The following is a 21,892-nucleotide window of genomic DNA, read 5'->3' as shown; positions in this document are numbered from 1 at the left end:
AACGCCCGACCGGTTCGCCGGTCGGGCGTTTTTCATTTCACGAGCGGATACGAACGGCTGCGTCAGTCGCGCGCTTCGAACGCGGCGGCCGCACGACCGAGGCGATCGTTGACCGCGATCCATTCGACGGTCTCGGGCAGTTTCTCGACGAGGATACGTGCGACCTGCGCGCGGTCGAGCGCGCGCAGCATGCCGTACAGGTCGCGCGCATACGCCTGCGGATCTTCCGGCGCCGCGACGAAATGCACGCCGTCGGCGTGCGCCCAGCGTCCCGCGCGCGACGCGCGTGCGACGAGCGCGACACGTTCGCCGTCGGTCTGCGCGGCAGCGAGCAGCGGCTCGAGTGCATCGAACGGCAGCAGCGCGAGCGGCGTGCGCGGCGCGTAATGGGCCTTCAGCGTGCCCGACGCGCGCGGCGCGGTCGCGTCGCTGCCGTCGGGCAGGCGCGGCGCGCGGCCGAGCACGTCGGCAATCTGCTGCGGCGTCACGTGGCCCGGGCGCAGCAGCGCCGGGAAGCCGCGCGACAGGTCGAGGATCGTCGATTCGATGCCGACTTCCGACGGGCCGCCATCGAGCACGTGCACGGTGTCGCCGAATTCGTCGCGCACGTGTTGAGCGGTGGTCGGGCTCACGTGGCCGAAGCGGTTCGCGGACGGGGCGGCGACGCCGCCGTGGCCGCCGCGCCGCGCGCTGAACGCGGCCAGCAGCGCCTGCGCGACCGGATGCGACGGACAGCGCAGGCCGACCGAATCCTGGCCGCCGCTCACGGCGTCCGGAATGCGCGCATGGCGCTTCAGGATCAGCGTCAGCGGGCCCGGCCAGAATGCATCGATCAGCGCCTGCGCATCGGCCGGCAGGTCTTCGGCCCAGTAACCGGGATCGCCGCCGGGCGGCAGGTGCACGATCACCGGATGGTTCGCCGGGCGCCCCTTCGCCGCGTAGATGCGCGCGACGGCCTCGGGATTCGCCGCGTCGCCGCCGAGCCCGTACACGGTTTCGGTCGGGAATGCGACGAGTTGCCCCGCGTCGAGCAGCGCGGCAGCCGCGTCGATCTGCGCGGGCGTCACGGAGGTCGGGAGATCGATGGACATCGGCTGGCGCCTCAGTCGAGCGGCACGCGCAGCAGCTGCGCGCACGCGGTGGCGGCAGCGACGGCATCGTCGCGCGTCTCGGCCGTGAAGTTCACGTGGCCCATCTTGCGCCCGACGCGCGCTTCTTCCTTGCCGTACAGGTGCAGGTGCGCGGCCGGCATGGCGGCGACCGTGTCCCACGGCGGCGTGACGGCGTCGGCTGCGCCACCGTTCGGGAACCACACGTCGCCGAGGATGTTCAGCATCGCGGCCGGCGAATGCTGGCGCGGGTTGCCGAGCGGCATGCGCGTCATCGCGCGCACCTGCTGCTCGAACTGGCTCGTTGCGCACGCATCGACCGTATAGTGGCCGGAGTTGTGCGGGCGTGGCGCCATTTCGTTCGCGACGAACGAGCCGTCTTCCAGCACGAAGAATTCGACGCAGAGCACGCCGACGTAGCCGAGCGTATCGGCGATCCGGACGGCTGCCTGCTGCGCCTCCTCGACGCGTGCGGCATCGGCGGCCGGGGCCGGCACGACGGTCAGCGCGAGGATGCCGTTGTGATGCACGTTCTGCGCGAGCGGGAATGCGGCCGAGCGGCCGTCCGCGCCGCGCGCGATCAGCGCGGACACTTCGTATTTCAGCGGCAGGCGCTTTTCGAGCACGCACGGCACGCCGCCGAGCGACGCATGCGCGTCGCGCGCTTCCCGCGCGGTGCTCACGCGCACCTGGCCCTTGCCGTCGTAACCGAGGCGCGCCGTCTTCAGGATGCCCGGCAGCACCGCGTCGAGCGCGGCGTCGTCGAGCGCGGCGAGCGCCGCCGCCGATTCGATCACGACGTGCGGTGCGACCGGCACGCCCGACGCCTCGATGAAACGCTTCTCCGCGATCCGGTCCTGCGCGACCGCGACGCAGCGGCCGGCCGGTGCAACGAACGTCGTGCGCGCGAGGAAATCGAGGCTCGCGGCCGGCACGTTCTCGAATTCCGTCGACACGGCCTCGCACAGCGCGGCCAGTTCGGCGAGCGCCGCTTCGTCGTCGTAGGCCGCGCGCAGGTGACGGTCGGCGACCGCGCCGGCGGGGCTCGTCGGATCGGGATCGAGCACGGCGACGCGATAGCCCATCGACTGGGCGGCAAAGCAGAACATGCGGCCGAGCTGGCCACCGCCGACCATGCCCAGCCACGCGCCGGGCAGGATCGGGGAAACGGAATCAGGAGTTGCGGTCATGTCAGTGTTCGGTCGCGGCGGGCGCCGCCCGCCGCAGTGATGAGGATCAGGCGGCCGCGCGAATGGCAGTGCGGCCGCCGGTGCGCCGTCATGCGAGCGGCGGCAGCACCATCGCGTGCGCGGCTTCGTTCTGTCGCACGCGGAACGCGGCGAGCCGGTTCGCGTAGTCGACCGACGTGCCGGACAGGATCGACACCGCGAACAGAGCGGCATTCGCAGCGCCGGCCTCGCCGATCGCAAAGGTCGCGACCGGCACGCCCTTCGGCATCTGCACGATCGAGTGCAGCGAATCGACGCCCTTCAGGTACTTGCTCGCGACCGGTACGCCGAGCACCGGCACCGTGGTTTTCGCGGCCAGCATGCCGGGCAGGTGCGCGGCACCGCCGGCGCCCGCGATGATCGCGCGCAGTCCGCGCTCGCGCGCCTTCTCCGCATAGTCGAACATCTCGTCGGGCATCCGGTGCGCGGACACGACCTTCGCTTCGTACGGCACGCCGAATTCCTGCAGGATCGCGACCGCATTCTTCATCACGTCCCAGTCGGAACTCGAACCCATCAGCACGCCGATGAGCGGCGCGCTGTGCGTGTGGGCAGTCTGGACTTCACTCATTTCGTGCGTTCCTTCCTTCAGGCGAGCGGCTGGCCGGTGATGCGCTCGAGCGCTTCCTGGTACTTCGCGGCCGTCTTCTCGATGACGTCGGCCGGCAGTGCCGGTGCCGGCGCGGTCTTGCCCCACGGCTGCGCCTCGAGCCAGTCGCGCACGAACTGCTTGTCGAACGACGGCGGGTTGGTGCCGACCTGGTACTGGTCGGCCGGCCAGAAGCGCGACGAATCGGCCGTCAGCACCTCGTCCATCAGGTACAGCTTGCCGTGATTGTCGAGGCCGAATTCGAACTTTGTGTCGGCGATGATGATGCCGCGCGTCGCCGCGTAATCGGCCGCTTCCTTGTACAGGCGGATCGAGATGTCGCGGATCGTCGCGGCCAGCTCGGTGCCGATTCGGCGCTCGGTTTCCTCGAACGTGATGTTCTCGTCGTGCTCGCCCATCTCGGCCTTCGCGGCCGGCGTGAAGATCGGCTCGGGCAGCTTCTGCGCGTTCTGCAGGCCTTCCGGCAGCTTCACGCCGCACACGGCGCCCGACGCCTGGTATTCCTTCCAGCCGCTGCCCGCCAGGTAGCCGCGCACGACCGCCTCGATCATGATCGGCTCGAGACGCTTGACGACCACGCCGCGCCCCTTGACCTGCTCGACCTCGTCCGCCGAGACGACCGCTTCCGGCGCGTCGCCCGTCAGGTGGTTCGGCACGATGTGCGCGAGCTTGTCGAACCAGAAGTTCGCCATCTGGTTCAACACGCGACCCTTGTTCGGAATCGGCTCCCCCATGATCACGTCGAATGCCGACAGGCGATCCGTCGTGACGATCAGGAGCTTGTCGTTGCCGACCGCGTAGTTGTCGCGGACCTTGCCGCGACCGAGGAGCGGCAGCGAGCGGAGCGTGGATTCGTAAAGGGTAGACATCGTCTTTTCGCAGATAAGGAGCCAAACAAAAAGGGAAACGCCGTTCCCCGCGGCAGGCGGGAACGGCGGTCTTGCAATGCGTCGGCGAACCGGCGGGCGACAGCGCCCGGGCGGTTGCCGGCCGGCCCTCGTTCGGCCGGACGGAGCGGCTGCGGGGCCGGATCAAATCCGGCCGGACAGCCTTGCCTCAGCCTTTCGGCGCGGCAATCGTACTACATCTCAGCGCACAACCTGCGCGAGTGCGCCGGACTTGTACTGCTCGGCGATCTTGTCGAGCGACACCGGCTTGATCTTCGCGGCCTGGCCTTCGCAGCCGAACGCGAGGTAGCGGTCGACACACACCTGCTTCGCCGCTTCACGCGCGGGCTTCAGGTAGTCGCGCGGATCGAACTTGCCCGGGTTCTCGAACAGGTAGCGGCGGATCGCGCCGGTGATCGCGAGACGCAGGTCGGTGTCGATGTTGATCTTGCGCACGCCGTGCTTGATGCCTTCCTGGATTTCCTCGACCGGCACGCCGTAGGTTTCCTTCATGTCGCCGCCGAATTCGCGGATCTCGGCCAGCAGTTCCTGCGGCACCGACGACGAACCGTGCATCACCAGGTGCGTGTTCGGGATGCGTGCGTGAATTTCCTTGATGCGCTGGATCGACAGGATGTCGCCCGTCGGCTTCTTCGAGAACTTGTACGCGCCGTGCGACGTACCGATCGCGATCGCGAGCGCGTCGCACTGCGTGAGCTTCACGAAGTCGGCGGCCTGCTCCGGATCGGTCAGCAGTTGCTCGCGGGTCATCGTGCCTTCCGCGCCATGGCCGTCTTCCTTGTCGCCCTTCATCGTCTCGAGCGAGCCGAGCACGCCGAGTTCGGCTTCGACCGTCACGCCGATCGAGTGCGCCATCTCGACGACCTTGCGCGACACGTCGACGTTGTATTCGTACGAGGCGACCGTCTTGCCGTCGGCTTCGAGCGAACCGTCCATCATCACGCTGGTGAAGCCGCTGCGGATCGCGCCCATGCACACGGCCGGCGACTGGCCGTGGTCCTGGTGCATCACGACCGGGATGTGCGGATACGACTCGACCGCCGCTTCGATCAGGTGGCGCAGGAACGGCTCGCCCGCGTACTTACGCGCGCCGGCCGATGCCTGCATGATCACGGGCGCGCCGACCTGATCCGCCGCCGCCATGATCGCCTGGACCTGCTCCAGGTTGTTCACGTTGAAGGCCGGCAGGCCGTAACCGTGCTCTGCCGCGTGGTCCAGCAATTGACGCATTGATACGAGAGGCATTGTGGAACTCCTTGGAATGAAAACCGGTGCGCCCTGACGCCGGCGCGGCGCTCGCTCCCCGTCGAAACCGGGGCGGCACGGCGCGGCTGAGCGTCGAATAGCCGCATTTTATCGCGAAGCGCCTCCGATTCCGACCGGCCGGTGGCGCGTACTCGCAATTTGTTACCTTCGCACGGCACAATCCAGGCAAAAAACAGAAAAAAAGCCGCGCGGGGCATCGGACCCCGCGCGGCTTTCGTCAAAAAAATGGTGCCCGATCGGCTCGGGCGGCCGGTGAACCGGCCAACGGACCGAACAGACCGGCCCGATGCATGCCGGCGCTCAATAATGCTCGCCGACCCGCACGATCTTCAGCGTGTTGGTGCCGCCCGCCTGCCCCATCGGCTCGCCGACGGTCAGCACGACCATGTCGCCATGCTGCACGTAGCCCTGCTTGACGACGAGCTCCAGCGCCGCCTGCAGCGCCGAATCGCGATCGCTGTTGAAGTCGACGTGCAGCGGCGTCACGTTGCGGTACAGCGCCATCGTGCGCTCGCTGCCGACGCGCGGCGTCAGCGCGAAGATCGGCACGTGCGTGTAGTGGCGCGACATCCACAGCGCGGTCGCGCCCGATTCGGTCAGCGCGATGATCGCCTTCGCGCCCAGGTGGTACGCAGTGAACAGCGCGCCCATCGCGATCGACTGATCGATCCGAGTGAACGTGCGGTCGAGGAAATCCTTGTCCAGCTCGACGTGTTCCGACTTTTCCGCCTCGACACACACGGCCGCCATCGTCTCGATCGTGACGACCGGGTACTTGCCGGCGGCCGTCTCGGCCGACAGCATCACCGCGTCGGTGCCGTCGAGCACCGCGTTCGCGACGTCCGACACTTCCGCGCGGGTCGGCACCGGCGCGTGGATCATCGACTCCATCATTTGCGTCGCGGTGATCACGAGCTTGTTCGACTCACGCGCCATCCGGATCATCCGCTTCTGCAGCGCCGGCACGGCCGCGTTGCCGACTTCCACCGCGAGGTCGCCGCGCGCGACCATGATGCCGTCGGACGCGTCGAGAATGCTCTGCAGCGCCGGAATCGCCTCCGCGCGCTCGATCTTCGCGATCATCTTCGGCTTGATGCCGTACGGCGCGCCCGCGATATTCGCGAGCTGGCGCGCCATTTCCATGTCGGTGGCGTTCTTCGGGAACGACACCGCGACCAGATCCGCGCCGAGCGACATCGCCGTGCGGATGTCCTCCATGTCCTTCGCGGTCAGCGCGGGCGCCGACAGGCCGCCGCCCTGGCGGTTGATCCCCTTGTTGTTCGACAGCTCGCCGCCCACCTTGACGATCGTGTGGATCTCTTCGCCGAGCACGCGCTCGACGGTCAGCACGATCAGGCCGTCGTTCAGCAGCAGCAGATCGCCCGGCTTCAGGTCGCGCGGCAGTTCCTTGTAGTCGAGGCCGACGCGCTCGTCGTTGCCGAGCTCACAGCCCGCGTCGAGGATGAAGGCCTGGCCCGGCACGAGGGTCGTCTTGCCGTTCTCGAACTTGCCGACGCGGATCTTCGGGCCCTGGAGGTCCGCCATGATCGCGATCTCGCGGCCGACCTTGCGGGCGGCCTCGCGCACCATCTCGGCGCGCTGGCGGTGATCGTCGGCCGTGCCGTGCGAAAAGTTGAGCCGCACGACGTCGAGGCCCGCCTGCATCATCTGCAGCAGAATCTCCGGCGAACTGGAAGCCGGGCCGATCGTGGCGACTATCTTGGTGGCGCGCTGCATGAAACTCCTCATCTGGATCAAGGTGGATGCGCTGGGTGAAACGCTGCGAGAGCCGGAATCGGCGGGCCCAGCGGCGGCCGTTCCGGGGGGCGTGCCGGTGCTTGCGCCCGGCATCGCTTTGTTCTGAATTTCGTGGTGCTGCACGGCCGCGTCGCCGGCGGCCGCCGGTGCGCGCGGGGTCGAGTTCGCCCGCGCGGGCGCGCGTTTGCGCTTGCCCGCGCCGGCCGGCTGCTCCGCTTTCGCGGAGCGCGCGGCCCTCGTCACCCCTGCGCGCGCCGCCACGCTCAGGCCGCCCGCGTTTCCAGCACTTCCACCGCCGGCAGCTTCTTCCCCTCGAGGAACTCGAGGAAGGCGCCGCCGCCCGTCGAGATGTAGCTGACCTGGTCATGGATGCCGTACTTCGCGATGGCCGCGAGCGTGTCGCCGCCGCCCGCGATCGAGAACGCGGACGATTTCGCGATCGCTTCCGCGAGCGTCTTGGTGCCGTTGCCGAACTGGTCGAACTCGAACACGCCGACCGGGCCGTTCCACACGATCGTGCCGGCCTTCTCGAGCTGGCTCGCGAGCGCCTTGGCCGTATCGGGGCCGATGTCGAGGATCATGTCGTCCGCTTCGATGTCGGCGACCTGCTTCACCGTGGCCGCGGCCGTCGGCGAGAATTCCTTGGCCGTCACGACGTCGGTCGGGATCGGCACCGACGCGCCGCGCTCGCGCGCTTCGTCGATGATCGCCTTCGCCTCGGCGACGAGATCGGCTTCCGCGAGCGACTTGCCGATCGACAGGCCGGCCGCGAGCATGAACGTGTTCGCGATGCCGCCGCCGACGATCAGCTGGTCGACCTTGCCGGCCAGCGACTTGAGAATCGTCAGCTTGGTCGACACCTTCGAACCGGCGACGATCGCCACCAGCGGGCGAGCCGGGTTGCCGAGCGCCTTGCCCAGTGCGTCGAGTTCGGCGGCCAGCAGCGGGCCCGCGCACGCGACCGGCGCATACTTCGCGATCCCGTGCGTGGTCGCTTCCGCGCGGTGCGCGGTGCCGAACGCGTCGTTCACGTAGACGTCGCAGAGCTTCGCCATCTTTTGCGCGAGCTCGTCCGAATTCTTCTTCTCGCCCTTGTTCACGCGGCAGTTCTCGAGCAGCACGACCTGGCCCGGCGCGACGTTCACGCCGTTCTCGACCCAGTTCGAGACGAGCGGCACGTCGCGGCCGAGCAACTCGGCGAGGCGCTTCGCGACCGGCGCGAGCGAATCTTCCGGCTTGAATTCGCCTTCGGTCGGACGACCGAGGTGCGACGTGACCATCACGGCCGCGCCGGCGTCGAGCGCGGCCTGGATGGCCGGCACGGACGCGCGCACGCGCGTGTCTTCGGTGATGTTGCCGTGATCGTCCTGCGGGACGTTCAGGTCGGCGCGGATGAACACCCGCTTGCCGGCGAGCTGGCCGGCGGCGATCAGGTCGGTAAGACGCTTGACTTGGCTCATGTTGAACAGATTGAAGTAGTGGATGGGGAAAGGGGGTTCACGCTGGACGTGCGCGGGCTGCCGCGAAAGGGCGCCGGATGCGGCCGTGGCTGGCGGTTCGCATGACGCGCACGGGTAAAAAATCTCGAACGGGCATTCTAGCCGATCCACCCGGCAGACTGACCCGTGCGGCGGCGAATTCCGCCTATTTGGGATCGCGCACGGCCGTCAACACGTTTCCGCAACGCAACAATAGGTGCTCGCCAGCGGCCGGCACCCGGTGGGCGGGCACGGCGATTCGTCAGAAGATCAGCCGCAGCACGGTGAAAACGAGCATCCCGACGATGATCGTGCCGAGCATGCTGCGCCGCCACAAAAACCAGCCGAGACCCGCGAGCGCGCCGTAGAACGGATGGTTGGACAGCGCGAACGACAGCCCGGCGGGCGTTTCGAGCACGTCGGGCAGCACGACCGCGACGAGCGCGGCGGCCGGCGCGTAGCGCAGCGCGCGCTGCGCGCGCTCGGGCAGCACGGTGCGTTCGCCGCCGATCAGGAACAGCGCGCGCGTGACGGCCGTGACGATCGTCATCCCGACGATCACGATCCAGATTTCCGTCGCGCTCATTCGATTTCCTTTTCGTGCACGGTTTCGGTGCGGATGCGGCGCCAGTCGGCGCGTTCGACGAAGAAATCGGCCGTGCACCCGGCCGCGAGCGCGGCCAGCACCGCGATCGGCAGCGCGAGCCGGTACGGCAGGTCGAACGCGATCAGCGACACGATGCCCGCCACCACGACGGCCGCGAGCGTCGAGCGGTTCGCGACCGCCGACACCATGATCGGAAGCAGCGCGAGCGTGCCGGCCAGCTCCAGCCCCCAGCTCGCGGGAACGAAGCTCGCGAGCAGGATGCCGGCGAGCGACGACACCTGCCACGACGCCCAGCTGGCGAGCGCCATCCCCCAGAAATAGGCCTCCTTGCCCGGCACGTGGCCGTATGCGAAGCCCTGTTTCTGGAACAGCAGGTAGATCACGTCGCCGTTGAAATAGCCAATCGCGAGGCGCCGCCACAGCGGCAGGTAGGAAAAATGGGGCGCAAGCCCGGCGCTGAAGATCACGAAGCGCATGTTGACCATCGTCGCCGTGAGCAGGATCGTCCAGATCGGCAGCTTCGCGACGAGAAGCGGCAGCACCGCGAGCTGCGACGAGCCCGCATAGACGAAGATCGACATCGCGCTCGCCTGCCCGAGCGTCATCACCGACTTGCTCATCGCGACCCCGGTGACGAGCCCCCAGGACAGGATCGCCATCAGTGTCGGGGAATAGTCGCGCGCGCCCTGGATCAGCGCGAAGCGGTCGGTGGCGGAGAATCGAGCGAGCATGGGAAACGGGCCGCGGCGGGCGGTTCGTCGGGCCGCCGGCGCCTCCTGCCGGTACGACCCGTCGTTATTGGAATCGGTACCGGGCGATTATAGCGCCGGCCCTGTGCCGACCGACCGGATCGCCTTCAAATGACGCTAAAATAAGCGTCTTTCCGGCTCAATGCTGCACACAACCCGCTGTACAACCGCTTCCCAGGAGAATCCTATGTCAATGGCCGACCGCGACGGCAAGATCTGGATGGACGGCAAGCTGATCGACTGGCGCGACGCCAAGATCCACGTCCTGACCCATACGCTGCACTACGGCATGGGCGTCTTCGAGGGCGTGCGTGCGTACAAGACGGCCGACGGCAGCACCGCCATCTTCCGTCTGCGCGAGCACACCAAACGTCTGCTGAATTCGGCGAAGATCTTCCAGATGGACGTGCCGTTCGACCGCGAAACGCTCGAAGCCGCGCAGCTCGAAGTCGTGCGCGAGAACAAGCTCGAGTCGTGCTACCTGCGCCCGATCATCTGGGTCGGCTCGGAAAAGCTCGGCGTGTCGGCGAAGGGCAACACGATCCACGTCGCGATCGCCGCATGGCCGTGGGGCGCATACCTCGGCGAGGACGGCCTCGCGAAGGGTATCCGCGTGAAGACGTCGTCGTTCACGCGCCACCACGTGAACGTGTCCATGGTGCGCGCGAAGGCGTCGGGCTGGTACGTGAACTCGATCCTCGCGAACCAGGAAGCGACCGCCGACGGCTACGACGAAGCGCTGCTGCTCGACGTCGACGGCTACGTGTCGGAAGGCTCCGGCGAGAACTTCTTCCTGGTGAACAACGGCAAGCTGTACACGCCCGACCTGTCGTCGTGCCTCGACGGCATCACGCGCGACACGATCATCACGCTCGCGAAGGACGCCGGCATCGAGGTGATCGAGAAGCGCATCACGCGCGACGAGGTCTACACGGCCGACGAAGCGTTCTTCACGGGCACGGCCGCCGAAGTCACGCCGATCCGCGAGCTCGACAACCGCACGATCGGCAGCGGCGCCCGCGGCCCGGTCACGGAAAAGCTCCAGTCGGCATTTTTCGATATCGTGTCGGGCAAGAACGCGAAGTACGCGCACTGGCTGACGAAAGTCTGAGTGCGCCGCGCCACCGACCGCCCCACAAAAGAGTGATAAGAGAAAGTCTCATGAGTGAAATCAAGGAAATGCCGCTGGTCGAGCTGACGGCCAAGGATCTCCCCGCCTACTGCCCGAACCCGGCCATGGCGCGCTGGAGTGCGCACCCGCGCGTCTTCATCGACGTGTCGCACGGCGAGGCACGCTGCCCGTACTGCGGCACGCGCTACAAGCTGCGCGACGGCGAGGTGGTCAAGGGCCACTGAGCCCCGGCCGGCCGGGCCCGCGGGCCCGCCGCACGCGAGGCGGCGCAGCCGGAACCCGGCGCGCCGCCCTTTTCCTGTTCTGACAACCCGAACGCGGCGCATGCGCGCCGTGCTTCATTACGACATCGGAAGTCGACCTGATGCGTCGAGCGCTGGTTATCGCACCGAATTGGATCGGTGACGCATTGATGGCGCAGCCGCTTTTTGCGCTGCTGAAAAAGCTCCATCCCCGCATCGCGATCGATGCCGTCGCGCCCACCTGGGTCGCGCCCGTGCTCGAGCGGATGCCCGAGATCCACGATGTCTACGCGACCGACCTCGCGCACGGCAAGCTGCAGCTGCTGCGCCGCTGGCAGCTCGCGACCGACCTGCGTGACGTCGGCTACGACGCGGCGTACGTGCTGCCGAATTCGCTGAAGTCCGCGGTGATCCCGTGGCTCGCGAACATCCCGCTGCGGATCGGCTACACGGGCGAGCATCGCTACGGCCTGCTGAACGTGCGGCACGCGAACCCCGACAAGTCGGCCGAGCGTCCGCCGATGACGACCCACTACGCGGCGCTCGCGTATGCGCCGGGCGCGAAGCTGCCCGAGTCGATGAAGACGCTGCCCGCCCCGCGCCTCGACGCCGACCTGAACGAGACGGCGCGCGTGTCCGCACGTTTCAATCTCGATACGCGCAAGCCGCTCGTCGTGTTCTGCCCCGGCGCGGAATACGGCCCGGCCAAGCGCTGGCCGCCCGAGCACTTCGCGACGCTCGCGACGATCGTCCACCAGTCGTTCCCGTACACGCAGATCGTCGCGCTCGGCTCGCAGAAGGACGCCGCCGCCGCGCAGGCGATCGCCGACCACGCGCCGAACGTGCGTAACCTGTGCGGGCAGACGTCGCTGTCCGAGGCGTGCGCGCTGATCGCGCGCGCGAACGCGGTCGTGACCAACGATTCGGGGCTGATGCACGTCGCGGCCGCCTTGCGCCGGCCGCTCGTCGCGCTGTACGGCTCGACGGATCCGCGCCACACCCCTCCGCTGTCGGAGCTGGCGAAGGTACAATGGTTGCATCTCGAATGCAGTCCCTGCTTCGAACGCGAGTGCCCGCTCGGCCATCTGAACTGCCTGCGCGAACTCGGTCCCGAGCAGGTATTCGGCGATTTGCGCGGCATGCTCGTCGGGCAGCGCTGACCCTGACCGGCAGCGTCGCACGACGCGCCGGGCAATCCGATTCACCGGTGTACGGCGGCTCCATCCGGGCCGCCGTGCTGAATACGGCGCGCGACGCGCGCGAGAGATAACCCCGATGCCACGTTTTGCCCGCCTTTTCGAAGCCGCTGCCGATACGCTGAACGCTTACTACCAGGCCGTCGCCGATGCCAATCTCGACGCGCTGCTGGGGTTGTGGATCGACGAGGACTTCGCCAGCTGCGTCTGGGCCGACGGTGAGCATCTGCACGGCCTCGACCAGATCCGCAGCGGGCTGGCGAACCGCCTCGCGACGCGTCCCGTGACGATCGAACCGCTCGACATCCGCGTATACGACAGTCTCGGCACCGTCGTCTACACCATCGCCGAAGCGCATCAGCAGGCCGACCTGACGGCCGAACCGGACATGGTTTTCGCCACGTACGTGATGATTCACGAACGCGGCGAGTGGCGCATCGCGCATATTCACGCGAGCCCGATTCCCGAACAAGCGGCCGGACAATTCGCCGCGAAGATCCGTCACGGGCAGGGTCCGCTGCACTGACGAAGAACGAAGCAACGCATTAGCGGGGCGATCATGAGTACGGCTTCTCCGCCCACCTCGCCGCTGACCGGGGCCCCGGCCCCCGACGACGATTCATTGCGCTATCGCGCACCGCGCTGGCTGCCGAACAGCCATGCCCAAACCATCGTGCCAGCGCTGTTCGCACGGCGTCCGGCGGTCGCGTACCGACGAGAGCGATGGGAAACCCCCGACCACGACTTCATCGATCTCGACTGGGTCGCGCATCTCGACAGTGCCGCACCGCCGCCCGACGCACCGCTTTTCGTGCTGTTCCACGGCCTCGAAGGCAGTTCCGGCTCGCATTACGCGCTGGCGATGATGGCCGCCGCGCGCGCGAAGGGCTGGCACGCGGTCGTCCCGCACTTTCGCAGTTGCAGCGGCGAGCTCAACCGGCAGCCGCGCTTCTACCATCTCGCCGACAGCGCCGAGGTCGACTGGATCCTGCGCCGGCTCGCCGCGCAGCATCGCGGGCCGGTCGTCGCGGCCGGCGTGTCGCTCGGCGGCAACGTGCTGCTGCGCTGGCTCGGCGAGCACCGCAGCGACACGTCGATCGTGCATGCGGCCGCCGCGATCTCGACGCCGATCGACGTGCATGCGGGCGGCCGCGCGCTGTCGCAGGGCTTCGCGATGGTCTACACGCGCAGCTTCCTGAAGACGCTGAAGCGCAAGGCGCTCGCGAAGCTCGACCAATATCCGGGGCTGTTCGACCGCGACGCAATGCTCCGTGCCGTGACGATGCGCGACTTCGACGAAGTCGTGACCGCGCCGCTGCACGGCTTCGCCGACGCCGACGACTACTGGACCCAGGCCACGACGCGCCCGCTGCTGCCCGCGATCGACGTGCCGACGCTGATCCTCAACGCCCGCAACGATCCGTTCCTGCCCGAATCCGCGCTGCCCAGCGCCGCCGACGTGTCGCCGGCCGTCGAGCTCGACCAGCCCGCCGACGGCGGCCACGCGGGATTCATGACCGGGCCGTTCCCCGGCCGCCTCGACTGGCTGTCGGCGCGGGTGTTCGGCTATTGCTCGAAATTCGTCGACCATGGATGACATCGTCAGGCAGGCCCTCGCCAAATGGCCGAACGTGCCGCACTGCACCGGCTGGCTGCTGCTCGACCGGCGCGGCGAGTGGCGGCTGCGCGACGAGGCCGCGCAGGCCGCGGGCGAACTCGGCTCGCCGGTCCGGCATGCGGCGCTGAACGCGTTCATCGGGCGCAACTACGACTGCGACCCGCACGGCCAGTGGTTCTTCCAGAACGGGCCGCAGCGCGTGTACGTCGAGCTCGCCTATACGCCGTGGGTCGTTCGCCTGGCCGAACGCGACGGGCAACTCGCGCTGGCCGACCAGACCGGCGCGCCGTTCGAACCGGACGCCGCGTGGCTCGACGACGCCGGCGGCGTGCTGTTTCGCGCAGCCGGCTCGCCGCCGCGCGTCGCGGCACTGCACGACCACGACCTGGGCCTGTTCGCCGATCATGCGGACTTCGACGCGACGCCACCCGCGCTGCGCTGGCGCGACGGGCGCACGCTGTCGCTCGGCAATCTCGCCTGCGCCGACGTGCCGGCGACGTTCGGCTTCGTCTCGAGTCCCGCGCAGCGGGCTCGCCGCGCCGCATCGGATGGCGGCGACGGCAGCGTCGAGGGCTGACGCGCAACTCACCCTGCCCGCCTGACGACCGTTATCCGCGGCCGTTCTTCTCCTCCTCGCGCTCTTCCTTGTAGCGCGCCTCGAATTCCAGCAGCCGCGCGCCGATGATCGACTGGTCGTAGAACGACACGTCCTTCGCGTCGCGCGCCTCCTTCAGCTGGCGAATCGCAGACGGCCACGCGCCGTCGAGCGCCAGCTTCTCCGCGAGCGCACGGCGCCGCGCGAGCACGTCGCCCTTGCCGTCGCTCGCCTTCGCGAGGTAGTCCCACCAGTCCGGCTGCTCCGGGTCCGCTTTCGCCTGCGTGCGTGCGAGCGCCTGCGCTTCGTCGAAGCGGCGCGCGGCGATCAGCGCCTGCAGGTGCGCGACGATCGCCGCGTGCGACGCCGGCCAGCGCCGCTGCGCGGGCGCCGCGAGCCGCACCGCGTCGTCGGTCCGGCCCGCGCGGCGGGCGAGGTCGGCGGCGAGCACGTCGAGGCTCGGCGAACTCGTCTGCGGATCGTCCGCGCGCCGCTCGCGCGCGTCGAAGGCGGCGCGGGCCGACGCGAGCGCCTTGTCGGCCGCGTCGTACTGGCCGAGCAGCGTGTTCGCGAGCGCGATCCCGTACTCGTTCGCCGCGACGTTCGGCGCCGTGCGATCGTCGATCTCGAGCTGCATCCGGCGCGCCTCGGCCGCGATGTCGTTCGGCGCACGGTTCTGCAGAATGCGCAGCCGCGCGCGCACGAAGCCGTATTCGGCCGACTGGCGCGGCTGCCGGTACGGCGCGCGGCGCGCGCGATCCTCCATGTCGGCGATCCGTTCACCCGTCAGCGGGTGCGTGCGCGCATAGGCCGGCACGCCCGCGTCGCCCATCGACGCGCGCTCGAGCCGCTCGAAGAAGCCCGGCATCCCGTACGGATCGTAGCCGGCGCCCGCGAGCAGCTGGAAACCGACGCGATCGGCCTCGCGCTCGGCCGAGCGCGAGAAGCGCAGCTGGTTGTCGACCGCAAACGCTTGCCCGCCCATCGCGATCGCGCTGCCGAGATCGCCGCTTCGCGCAAGCACGCCCGCCAGCACGCCGAGCAGCATCGTCGCGAGGGCCGTGTAGCCGGTCTTCTCGTTCGCGCCGATCATCCGCGCGATGTGCCGCTGCAGCACGTGGCCCATCTCGTGGCCGACCACCGATGCGAGTTCGGATTCCGTCTGCGTCGTGACGACCAGGCCGCTGTTGATGCCGATGAAGCCGCCCGGCATCGAGAACGCGTTGATCTGCGGATCTCGCACCGGGAACAGTTCGAAGTCCGGCATGTAGCCGCCGATGTAGCGCGCCGCCGCCGCGGCCGCGAGCCGCTTCGCGATCGCGTTCAGGTAGTCGCGCGCGAGCCAGTCGTCGAGATAGTCCGGGTCGCGCCGCACCTCGCGCATCACGCGCTCGCCGAGACGGCGCTCGGCCTGCGGCGTAAGCGAACCGCCGGAGCCGTCGCCGAGGTCGGGCAGTTCCAGCGCGCGCAGCGGTGCACGCAGGCTCGCGACCGGCGCGGACGCGCCGTCGCCGCCGGAGAACCGGCTTTCCGCGCCGCCGTAGGTGCCGAATACGCCGGTCGCGATGCCGGAAGGCACCGTGGAAATCGACGGCGAAGCGCCGGCCGCCGGCTCGAGCGGCAGCGCGGACAGGCGCTGTGCATGGCCGCTCGGCGGCAGCACGAGCGCCGTCGACAGCAACACGGCAAGCAACTGTTTGACACGCATGGCAGGATGAAGACGACGCGTCCCGCGCGCCGGGCGCGCATCGCGGCGTTTGGTCTGAAGATCCTGGTCATTGTACCGGCGGGATCGCGACTGTTCGCTGCGGCGGATGCGCCGTCTGCACGCCCGGCGTCGTGCAGGCCGCTGCTATGATAGGCGCCCGTTGAAACGTTGCAGATGGTTGCGGCACGGTGCCCGACGCGGTGGATCGACCGGCCGCGACACAAGAGATCGGAGCAGGACATGTCAGGACTTACCCATTTCGACGCCGCCGGCCACGCGCACATGGTCGACGTCGGCGGCAAGCAGGAAACGCAACGCATCGCGATCGCGCGCGGCACGATCCGGATGCTGCCGGCGACGTTCGCGCTGATCCGCGACGGCAAGGCGAAGAAAGGCGACGTGCTCGGCGTCGCGCGCATCGCCGCGATCCAGGGTGCCAAGCGCACCGCCGACCTCATTCCGCTGTGTCATCCGCTCGCGCTGACGCGCGTGGCCGTCGACTTCGAACTCGACGACGCGCTGCCGGGCGTGCACTGCGTCGCGCAGGTCGAGACGTTCGGGCGCACCGGTGTCGAGATGGAAGCGCTGACCGCCGTGCAGGTCGGGCTGCTGACCGTGTACGACATGTGCAAGGCGGTCGACCGGGGGATGGTGATCACCGAGGTGAGCGTGAGAGAAAAGCGTGGCGGGAAGTCGGGGGACTGGAAGGCCGAGGACACCGCCGGCTGACCGGTCGGCACCCTGTCGGCCGGTAAATTCGGGATACCGCCCGTTTATCTCATACAATTACCGGATTCCGCACGGGAGAGCGTGCGACCCAGCACAAAAAAAAGCGAGCACGGGTGATGAATTCGCAAGCGTTAAGAAGCGCATTGCTGGCCGGACCGGTTCAGCACGAGCGCCTTGTCAAACTGGATACGCCGGTGGGCCCCGACGTGCTGCTGCCGCATCGCGTCATCGGCCGATCGCGGCTCGGGCGTCACTTCGAGTTCACGGTCGATACCGTGTCGGTGTCCGATAACCTCGAGCTCAAGAAGCTGATCGCGCAGCCGGTCACGCTGTGGATCCTGCAGGCCGACCAGTCTTATGCGCCTCACCACGGCTACGTGCATTGCGCCCGCCGGCTCGGCTCGGACAGCGGCGTCACGCACTACCAGATCGTCTTCGCTTCGTTCCTGCACTTCCTGAAGTTTCGCCGCGACCAGCGAATCTGGCAGGACCAGTCCGCGGACGACATCATTGCCGACGTGCTGAACCAGCATCCGCAGGCCAAGGGTCGCTTCACCTTCAAGCTCCACCAGCCGCTGCCGCTCCGCTCGTTCTGCATGCAGTACGAGGATGACTGGAATTTCGTGCATCGCCTGATGGAATCGGAAGGCCTGTATGGCTTCTGGGAACAGGACCAGGACGGCAAGTCGCACCGGCTCGTCGTCGTCGACCGCGTCGACGCGTTGCCCGCGCTGTCGCCGCGAACGGTGCGCTTTCATCATGCGGGCACGGGTGACGAGGCCGACACGTTCGTCCAGTTCTCCGGCACGCGCACGCTGCGAAGTGTCGCCCGCGCCACACGCACGTTCGACTACAAGCAGCCGCCGAGCGCGGCGAATCCGAAGGCGACCCATACGCCGACGATCGCCAATCAGGGTGACCTGCCGCCGCAGCTCGAGGTCTACGAATACACCGGTGCGTACACGTACCTCGAACAGTCCCGTGGTGACCATCTGTCGAAGATATGGATGGAGGAACAGGAGTCGCGCGCGAAACGCTTTCATGGCGTCGGCGGCGTGCGGCGCATGGATGCCGGGCGGACCTTCGAGCTGGCGGATCACCCCGAACACGACAAGGACGATGCCGGGCAGCGCGAATTCGCCGTGATCGAGACGGCGTGGGTCATCGTCAACAATCTGCCCGTTGCCGACGAACAGGCGGTTTTCCCGCACAGCCTGCGCGCCGAGGTCGGCAGCATCGTGCAGGCAACCGATACGGCCCAGTCGCGCGTGCGTCATCCCGACGGCAGCGAAGGCTTCTTTCAGATCCGCGTCGAAGCCCAGCGCACGACCGTACCGTTCCGCAGCCCGTTCGAGCACGCGAAGCCGCCGATGCACCTGCAATCGGCGATCGTCGTCGCACCGAAAGGCGAGGAAATCCACACCGACGCGCTCAACCGGGTCAAGGTTCGCTTCCATTGGGACCGCCTGAACGACGGCGACGAAAAGGCGTCGTGCTGGCTGCGTGCCACCGCGTCGGATTCGGGCAAGGGTTATGGGGCCGTTCACCCGCACCGCAGCGGCGAGGAGGTGCTGGTCGATTTCCTCGGCGGCGACTGCGATCGCCCGATCATCGTCGGCAAGCTGTACAACGGCGCGACGAGCCCGCAGTGGCACAGCAACGGGATCCTGTCCGGATACCGGTCCAAGGAATATGCGGGCGCCGGCTACAACCAGCTCGTGCTCGACGACGCGACCTCGCAGAACCGCGTGCACCTCTACAGCAGCCAGACCAACGCGCACTTGCATCTCGGTTACCTGATCGACCATGCGGGCAACAACCGCGGCAGCTATCTCGGCAGCGGCTTCGACCTGCGCTCGGACGCGTACGGCGCCGTACGCGCGAGCCGCGGGCTGTACGTCACGACGCACCCGAAGCAGCCGGCGAGCCAGCCGCTCGACGTTCAGGAAACGCAACAGCAGCTCGTCCGTGCAGAAGGCCTGATGGAGGCCATGTCGGAGGTCGGCGCGCAGCATCAGGCCGAACCGCTCGACCACGGCCACTCGGCGCTGAAGCAGTTCACCGACGCGACGCAGAACAGCGTGAGCGGCGGCACGTCGGGCGGCAGGACCGCGGGCGGCGGAACCGGCACGGCCAACGCGTTCAAGGAGCCGGTGATGCTGTTCGGCAGCCCGGCCGGTATCGGGATGTCCACGCAACAGTCCGTGCAGCTTGCCGCGGACCAGCACGTCAACCTCGTCAGCGGGCAAAGCACGCACGTGGCCGCCGGAAAGTCGCTGATCGCGAGCGTCCTCGACCGGATCAGCCTGTTCGCGCAGAACTCCGGGATCAAGCTATTCGCCGGCAAGGGCAAGGTCGAAGTGCAGGCGCACGCGGACAACATCGAGCTGACGGCCCAGAAGGCGCTGAAGCTGATGGCGGTAACCGAGTCGATCGAAGGCGCCGCGGCGAAGGAAATCCTGCTGACCTCCGGCGGCGCGTACATCCGCATCGCGAACGGCAACATCGAAGTGCACGCACCCGGCAAGATCGACATCAAGGGGGCGCAGCACGCGTTCAGCGGCCCCACGCACCTGTCGCAGACGATGCCGACCCTGCCGAACTCGACCGGCAACTACGATCAGGCGTTCATCGCGCACTGGGCCGGCACCGACATTCCGGTAGCGAACACGCGATACCAGATGTTCTCGAACGGCAAGCTGCTCTCGGAAGGCGTCACCAATGCGGCAGGTGAGACGGGGCTCACGCAGAGCCACGTGCCGCACGACGTCGTCGTCAAGTTTCTAGGGAAATCGAATGGCTGACGCACAACAGGACAACAACGTACTGGGCAGCGGCTCGGGGATGCTGACGCCGACGGGGTACAAGGATCGGCCGAAGGTGGCGATCAATATCTGCGACAAGCATGTGACGCCGGCACCGAAATGGATCGTCGGCACCTGTCCGTTCTACTATCGGCCGCTTCACGGGGCGTATATGGAGACGGTCGAGAAGGTCAGCATGTCGAGCATCTGGTCGACCATCAAGGGTTTCGCCCTATCGTGGGATCCGTGGACCGACTCGGACGTCGCGCACCGACTCCTGCACCGCCGTGAAGAATTGATCAAGATAGACAGCACGAATTCCGACTGGTCTCGTCATGGCAACTTCATGATGCGTCACATCGGGTGCGGACATAAGCCGCCCGATTACTACATCAGCTACGGCTACTACTACTGCTCCGACTATGGAGCGAATCTCTATCCGAGCCTCAGCCCCCAAGGGAAAGCGTGGCTGAACAAAGCGCGCAAGCTGCTCCAGGTCAACATGGAAGACGGGTTGAATCAGAACATGATGGGCAACACGATCCAGATGGCCAGCCCGACGCCGGGAAACGGTAGCGTCGATATGACGTGGCCACAGTTCGAGCTGGAAATAAACACCGAAAAGTTCAAGGAATTTGCATTCAAGACACACCCGATGGCCTACCTCGACGGAGGATTGGCCGACCTGCCGATCATGGATCTCGTCAGGATCGGGATGCGGCCGAACATTCAGGAATGGGGCGACGGAAGAACGTGGGGGCAGGCTTTCGATTCCGCCATCCCTGTTCTCCGGAAAAAAGCCGAGGAATCGGACGCCGACGATCCGGTCGGCAAGGCGCTCGGAAGGCTGCTGGCGAAGTGACATGCGAAAAGGCAAACGATGGCTTTGGGTCGCGGGATGCGTGCTTGTTCTCCCGATCGCTATTTACGGATATACGGAAATGACATCAGGGTGGGACACGGTATCGACCGAATTCATGCGCAACGACAAGCCGTACGGTGCGGGCGCATTTCGCGTGCAACGCAACGATTTCATGTCACTGAAGGTTGCGCGACCGGAACTCAAGTTCAAGCCGGAGAGCGAGCAGAAGAACCCTGACCTCGCGGAATTCACCGAACCTTGGATGGACGATTCGAACCAGCGGCTGAACCGGTCGACCGTCAGTTTCCTGCGCGGCACGCTGGACGGGAGCGCCGTGCGCCACTTCCAGCAACCGGGCCAGACCGCGTCATGGTGGTACTCGCCTGACTGGCAGATCCTGTACGTCAGTACGGGCTGGATGGATTACGCGGCGCCGCGCACCGTCGACGGTGCGTCCCCTCAGACAACCCGACTCTGGAAGTCGAGCGACGGTGGCCAGCACTGGGCCCAGCTCGAATGGCCGACGGAGCGCAACATCAACCGCTTGCTGTTCATTGATGCGCAACGGGGCTACGCCATCGGATGGGGACCCCGCGTGTGGCGAACGGCGGACGGCGGGCAATCGTGGCAGGAAATCAAGGAACCGCCGGGTGCCGCCCTTCAGGACAAGCCACGCCGGACTTTCGACGGGACCAACCTCGGTCCCGACGGTGTATTGCGCATTGCCTATCAGGTTGAAGACGCCGAGCATCCGCAACCGGCAACGGTGGTCTGGCGGCTCGATTGGAATCAGCAGGATTTCATCCGGGAAGCGGTGCTCCCCGGACAAGTCATCGTCAGCCTCGAATCGTCGCCGGCCCCCGTCCGGAATTACGCACTGTATGCGTTGTCGCGTACAAGCGGCGAATCCGGCAGCGGTCATGGTGCGGGCGTCATTTCGACCTGGACTAGCGAGCACCCCGAACACATCCAGGAACTGCATGCGTTTGACAGCCCGCTGACGCTCAACGGACTGAGCGCGGGTCGCAACGGCGTCCTGCTGGTCCACGCGACCGACCCGAACACCGCAAACGGCGGCGGCGCACCGATCGACCTGACGATCAGCAGCACCGACGGTGGAAAGACATGGCAGCAGACCGCCGACAAGGCTTCACAGGGCGGCTACTTCGATCCACAAACGAACACGCTCTATTCGGTGTTCGCCTATACGCTGCGGAAACGGCAATTCTGATCGGCGCCCGATGCGTTTGTCGCAGGCCGTGTCCGCGGAAACGAACGACGTCCGCGGCACG

At 67.4% G+C, this 21,892-nt stretch carries 21 protein-coding genes; 11 read left to right on the top strand and 10 right to left on the bottom strand.

Translation table 11 applies throughout. The features are described from left to right. Nucleotides 1–62: 62 nt before the first annotated feature. The 6 genes from DIE11_RS02970 to pyk all read right to left on the bottom strand — a co-directional run bounded on the left by DIE11_RS02970 (nucleotide 63) and on the right by pyk (nucleotide 6,859). Nucleotides 63–1,091 (bottom strand): L-threonylcarbamoyladenylate synthase, encoded by a 1,029-nt coding sequence (locus DIE11_RS02970; protein ID WP_124621404.1) that lies wholly within the window; start codon nucleotides 1,089–1,091, stop codon nucleotides 63–65. An 11-nt stretch (nucleotides 1,092–1,102) separates the two neighbouring features. Next, entirely contained in the window at nucleotides 1,103–2,299 is a 1,197-nt protein-coding gene (locus DIE11_RS02965) for a 5-(carboxyamino)imidazole ribonucleotide synthase (protein ID WP_124621402.1), read from the bottom strand. Between the two features lie 88 nt (nucleotides 2,300–2,387). Next, the gene (gene purE / locus DIE11_RS02960) at nucleotides 2,388–2,909 is read right to left on the bottom strand and encodes a 5-(carboxyamino)imidazole ribonucleotide mutase (protein WP_006749978.1); all 522 of its coding nucleotides are present in this window, start codon (nucleotides 2,907–2,909) and stop codon (nucleotides 2,388–2,390) included. A 17-nt stretch (nucleotides 2,910–2,926) separates the two neighbouring features. Then, complete coding sequence (locus tag DIE11_RS02955) at nucleotides 2,927–3,817, bottom strand: phosphoribosylaminoimidazolesuccinocarboxamide synthase (RefSeq protein WP_059684218.1); 891 nt, start codon at nucleotides 3,815–3,817, stop codon at nucleotides 2,927–2,929. A 219-nt stretch (nucleotides 3,818–4,036) separates the two neighbouring features. Beyond that, nucleotides 4,037–5,101, bottom strand: coding sequence for a class II fructose-bisphosphate aldolase (gene fba, locus DIE11_RS02950; RefSeq protein ID WP_014896168.1), 1,065 nt, complete (start codon nucleotides 5,099–5,101; stop codon nucleotides 4,037–4,039). Nucleotides 5,102–5,422: 321 nt separating this feature from the next. Continuing rightward, the gene (gene pyk, locus DIE11_RS02945; RefSeq protein WP_059607932.1) at nucleotides 5,423–6,859 is read right to left on the bottom strand and encodes a pyruvate kinase; all 1,437 of its coding nucleotides are present in this window, start codon (nucleotides 6,857–6,859) and stop codon (nucleotides 5,423–5,425) included. Between pyk and DIE11_RS36785 the strand changes: the two genes are divergently transcribed. After that, nucleotides 6,858–6,986 (top strand): hypothetical protein, encoded by a 129-nt coding sequence (locus DIE11_RS36785; protein ID WP_256097633.1) that lies wholly within the window; start codon nucleotides 6,858–6,860, stop codon nucleotides 6,984–6,986. The genes pyk and DIE11_RS36785 overlap by 2 nt on opposite strands. Before the next feature lie 157 nt (nucleotides 6,987–7,143). On the opposite strand, the gene DIE11_RS02940 is transcribed toward DIE11_RS36785, so the two are convergent. The 3 genes from DIE11_RS02940 to DIE11_RS02930 form a co-directional block, all read right to left on the bottom strand. After that, the gene (locus tag DIE11_RS02940) at nucleotides 7,144–8,340 is read right to left on the bottom strand and encodes a phosphoglycerate kinase (protein WP_006481732.1); all 1,197 of its coding nucleotides are present in this window, start codon (nucleotides 8,338–8,340) and stop codon (nucleotides 7,144–7,146) included. A 280-nt stretch (nucleotides 8,341–8,620) separates the two neighbouring features. After that, on the bottom strand, nucleotides 8,621–8,944 hold the full coding sequence (locus DIE11_RS02935; RefSeq protein ID WP_124621400.1) for an AzlD domain-containing protein: 324 nt from the start codon (nucleotides 8,942–8,944) through the stop codon (nucleotides 8,621–8,623). Further along, nucleotides 8,941–9,696, bottom strand: a complete 756-nt coding sequence (locus DIE11_RS02930) for an AzlC family ABC transporter permease (protein WP_124621398.1) — start codon at nucleotides 9,694–9,696, stop codon at nucleotides 8,941–8,943. Before DIE11_RS02930 ends, DIE11_RS02935 begins: the two co-directional genes overlap by 4 nt. A gap of 205 nt (nucleotides 9,697–9,901) precedes the next feature. Here DIE11_RS02930 and DIE11_RS02925 point away from each other — a divergent pair, with 205 nt between their 5' ends. From DIE11_RS02925 to DIE11_RS02900, 6 genes are all read left to right on the top strand, one after another. After that, nucleotides 9,902–10,825, top strand: coding sequence for a branched-chain amino acid transaminase (locus DIE11_RS02925; protein ID WP_059447778.1), 924 nt, complete (start codon nucleotides 9,902–9,904; stop codon nucleotides 10,823–10,825). A gap of 50 nt (nucleotides 10,826–10,875) precedes the next feature. Continuing rightward, nucleotides 10,876–11,070, top strand: coding sequence for a zinc-finger domain-containing protein (locus tag DIE11_RS02920; RefSeq protein WP_006749970.1), 195 nt, complete (start codon nucleotides 10,876–10,878; stop codon nucleotides 11,068–11,070). A gap of 140 nt (nucleotides 11,071–11,210) precedes the next feature. Further along, the gene (gene waaF / locus DIE11_RS02915) at nucleotides 11,211–12,248 is read left to right on the top strand and encodes a lipopolysaccharide heptosyltransferase II (protein ID WP_059607930.1); all 1,038 of its coding nucleotides are present in this window, start codon (nucleotides 11,211–11,213) and stop codon (nucleotides 12,246–12,248) included. A gap of 115 nt (nucleotides 12,249–12,363) precedes the next feature. Beyond that, nucleotides 12,364–12,810, top strand: coding sequence for a nuclear transport factor 2 family protein (locus tag DIE11_RS02910; RefSeq protein WP_006749968.1), 447 nt, complete (start codon nucleotides 12,364–12,366; stop codon nucleotides 12,808–12,810). 33 nt (nucleotides 12,811–12,843) lie between these two features. After that, complete coding sequence (locus DIE11_RS02905; RefSeq protein ID WP_059607929.1) at nucleotides 12,844–13,881, top strand: hydrolase; 1,038 nt, start codon at nucleotides 12,844–12,846, stop codon at nucleotides 13,879–13,881. Then, nucleotides 13,874–14,479, top strand: coding sequence for a DUF2946 family protein (locus DIE11_RS02900; RefSeq protein ID WP_124621396.1), 606 nt, complete (start codon nucleotides 13,874–13,876; stop codon nucleotides 14,477–14,479). Before DIE11_RS02905 ends, DIE11_RS02900 begins: the two co-directional genes overlap by 8 nt. A 31-nt stretch (nucleotides 14,480–14,510) precedes the next feature. On the opposite strand, the gene DIE11_RS02895 is transcribed toward DIE11_RS02900, so the two are convergent. Further along, nucleotides 14,511–16,205: a M48 family metalloprotease gene (locus tag DIE11_RS02895; RefSeq protein ID WP_124621394.1), complete on the bottom strand. Its 1,695-nt coding sequence runs from the start codon at nucleotides 16,203–16,205 to the stop codon at nucleotides 14,511–14,513. A 240-nt stretch (nucleotides 16,206–16,445) separates the two neighbouring features. Between DIE11_RS02895 and moaC the strand changes: the two genes are divergently transcribed. From moaC to DIE11_RS02875, 4 genes are all read left to right on the top strand, one after another. After that, entirely contained in the window at nucleotides 16,446–16,934 is a 489-nt protein-coding gene (gene moaC / locus DIE11_RS02890; protein WP_011657821.1) for a cyclic pyranopterin monophosphate synthase MoaC, read from the top strand. A gap of 116 nt (nucleotides 16,935–17,050) precedes the next feature. Beyond that, nucleotides 17,051–19,738, top strand: coding sequence for a type VI secretion system Vgr family protein (locus tag DIE11_RS02885; RefSeq protein WP_124621392.1), 2,688 nt, complete (start codon nucleotides 17,051–17,053; stop codon nucleotides 19,736–19,738). Beyond that, nucleotides 19,731–20,600: a hypothetical protein gene (locus DIE11_RS02880; protein ID WP_124621390.1), complete on the top strand. Its 870-nt coding sequence runs from the start codon at nucleotides 19,731–19,733 to the stop codon at nucleotides 20,598–20,600. The genes DIE11_RS02885 and DIE11_RS02880 overlap by 8 nt, the downstream gene beginning before the upstream one ends. A gap of 79 nt (nucleotides 20,601–20,679) precedes the next feature. Beyond that, complete coding sequence (locus DIE11_RS02875) at nucleotides 20,680–21,831, top strand: hypothetical protein (protein ID WP_059607925.1); 1,152 nt, start codon at nucleotides 20,680–20,682, stop codon at nucleotides 21,829–21,831. The last annotated feature ends 61 nt before the right edge of the window (nucleotides 21,832–21,892 follow it).

The organism is Burkholderia sp. Bp9012 (assembly GCF_003853825.1).
Classification (GTDB): domain Bacteria; phylum Pseudomonadota; class Gammaproteobacteria; order Burkholderiales; family Burkholderiaceae; genus Burkholderia; species Burkholderia diffusa.
The sequence above is the reverse complement of the archived record's forward strand: the minus strand, read 5'-3'. Positions and strand labels throughout refer to the sequence as shown.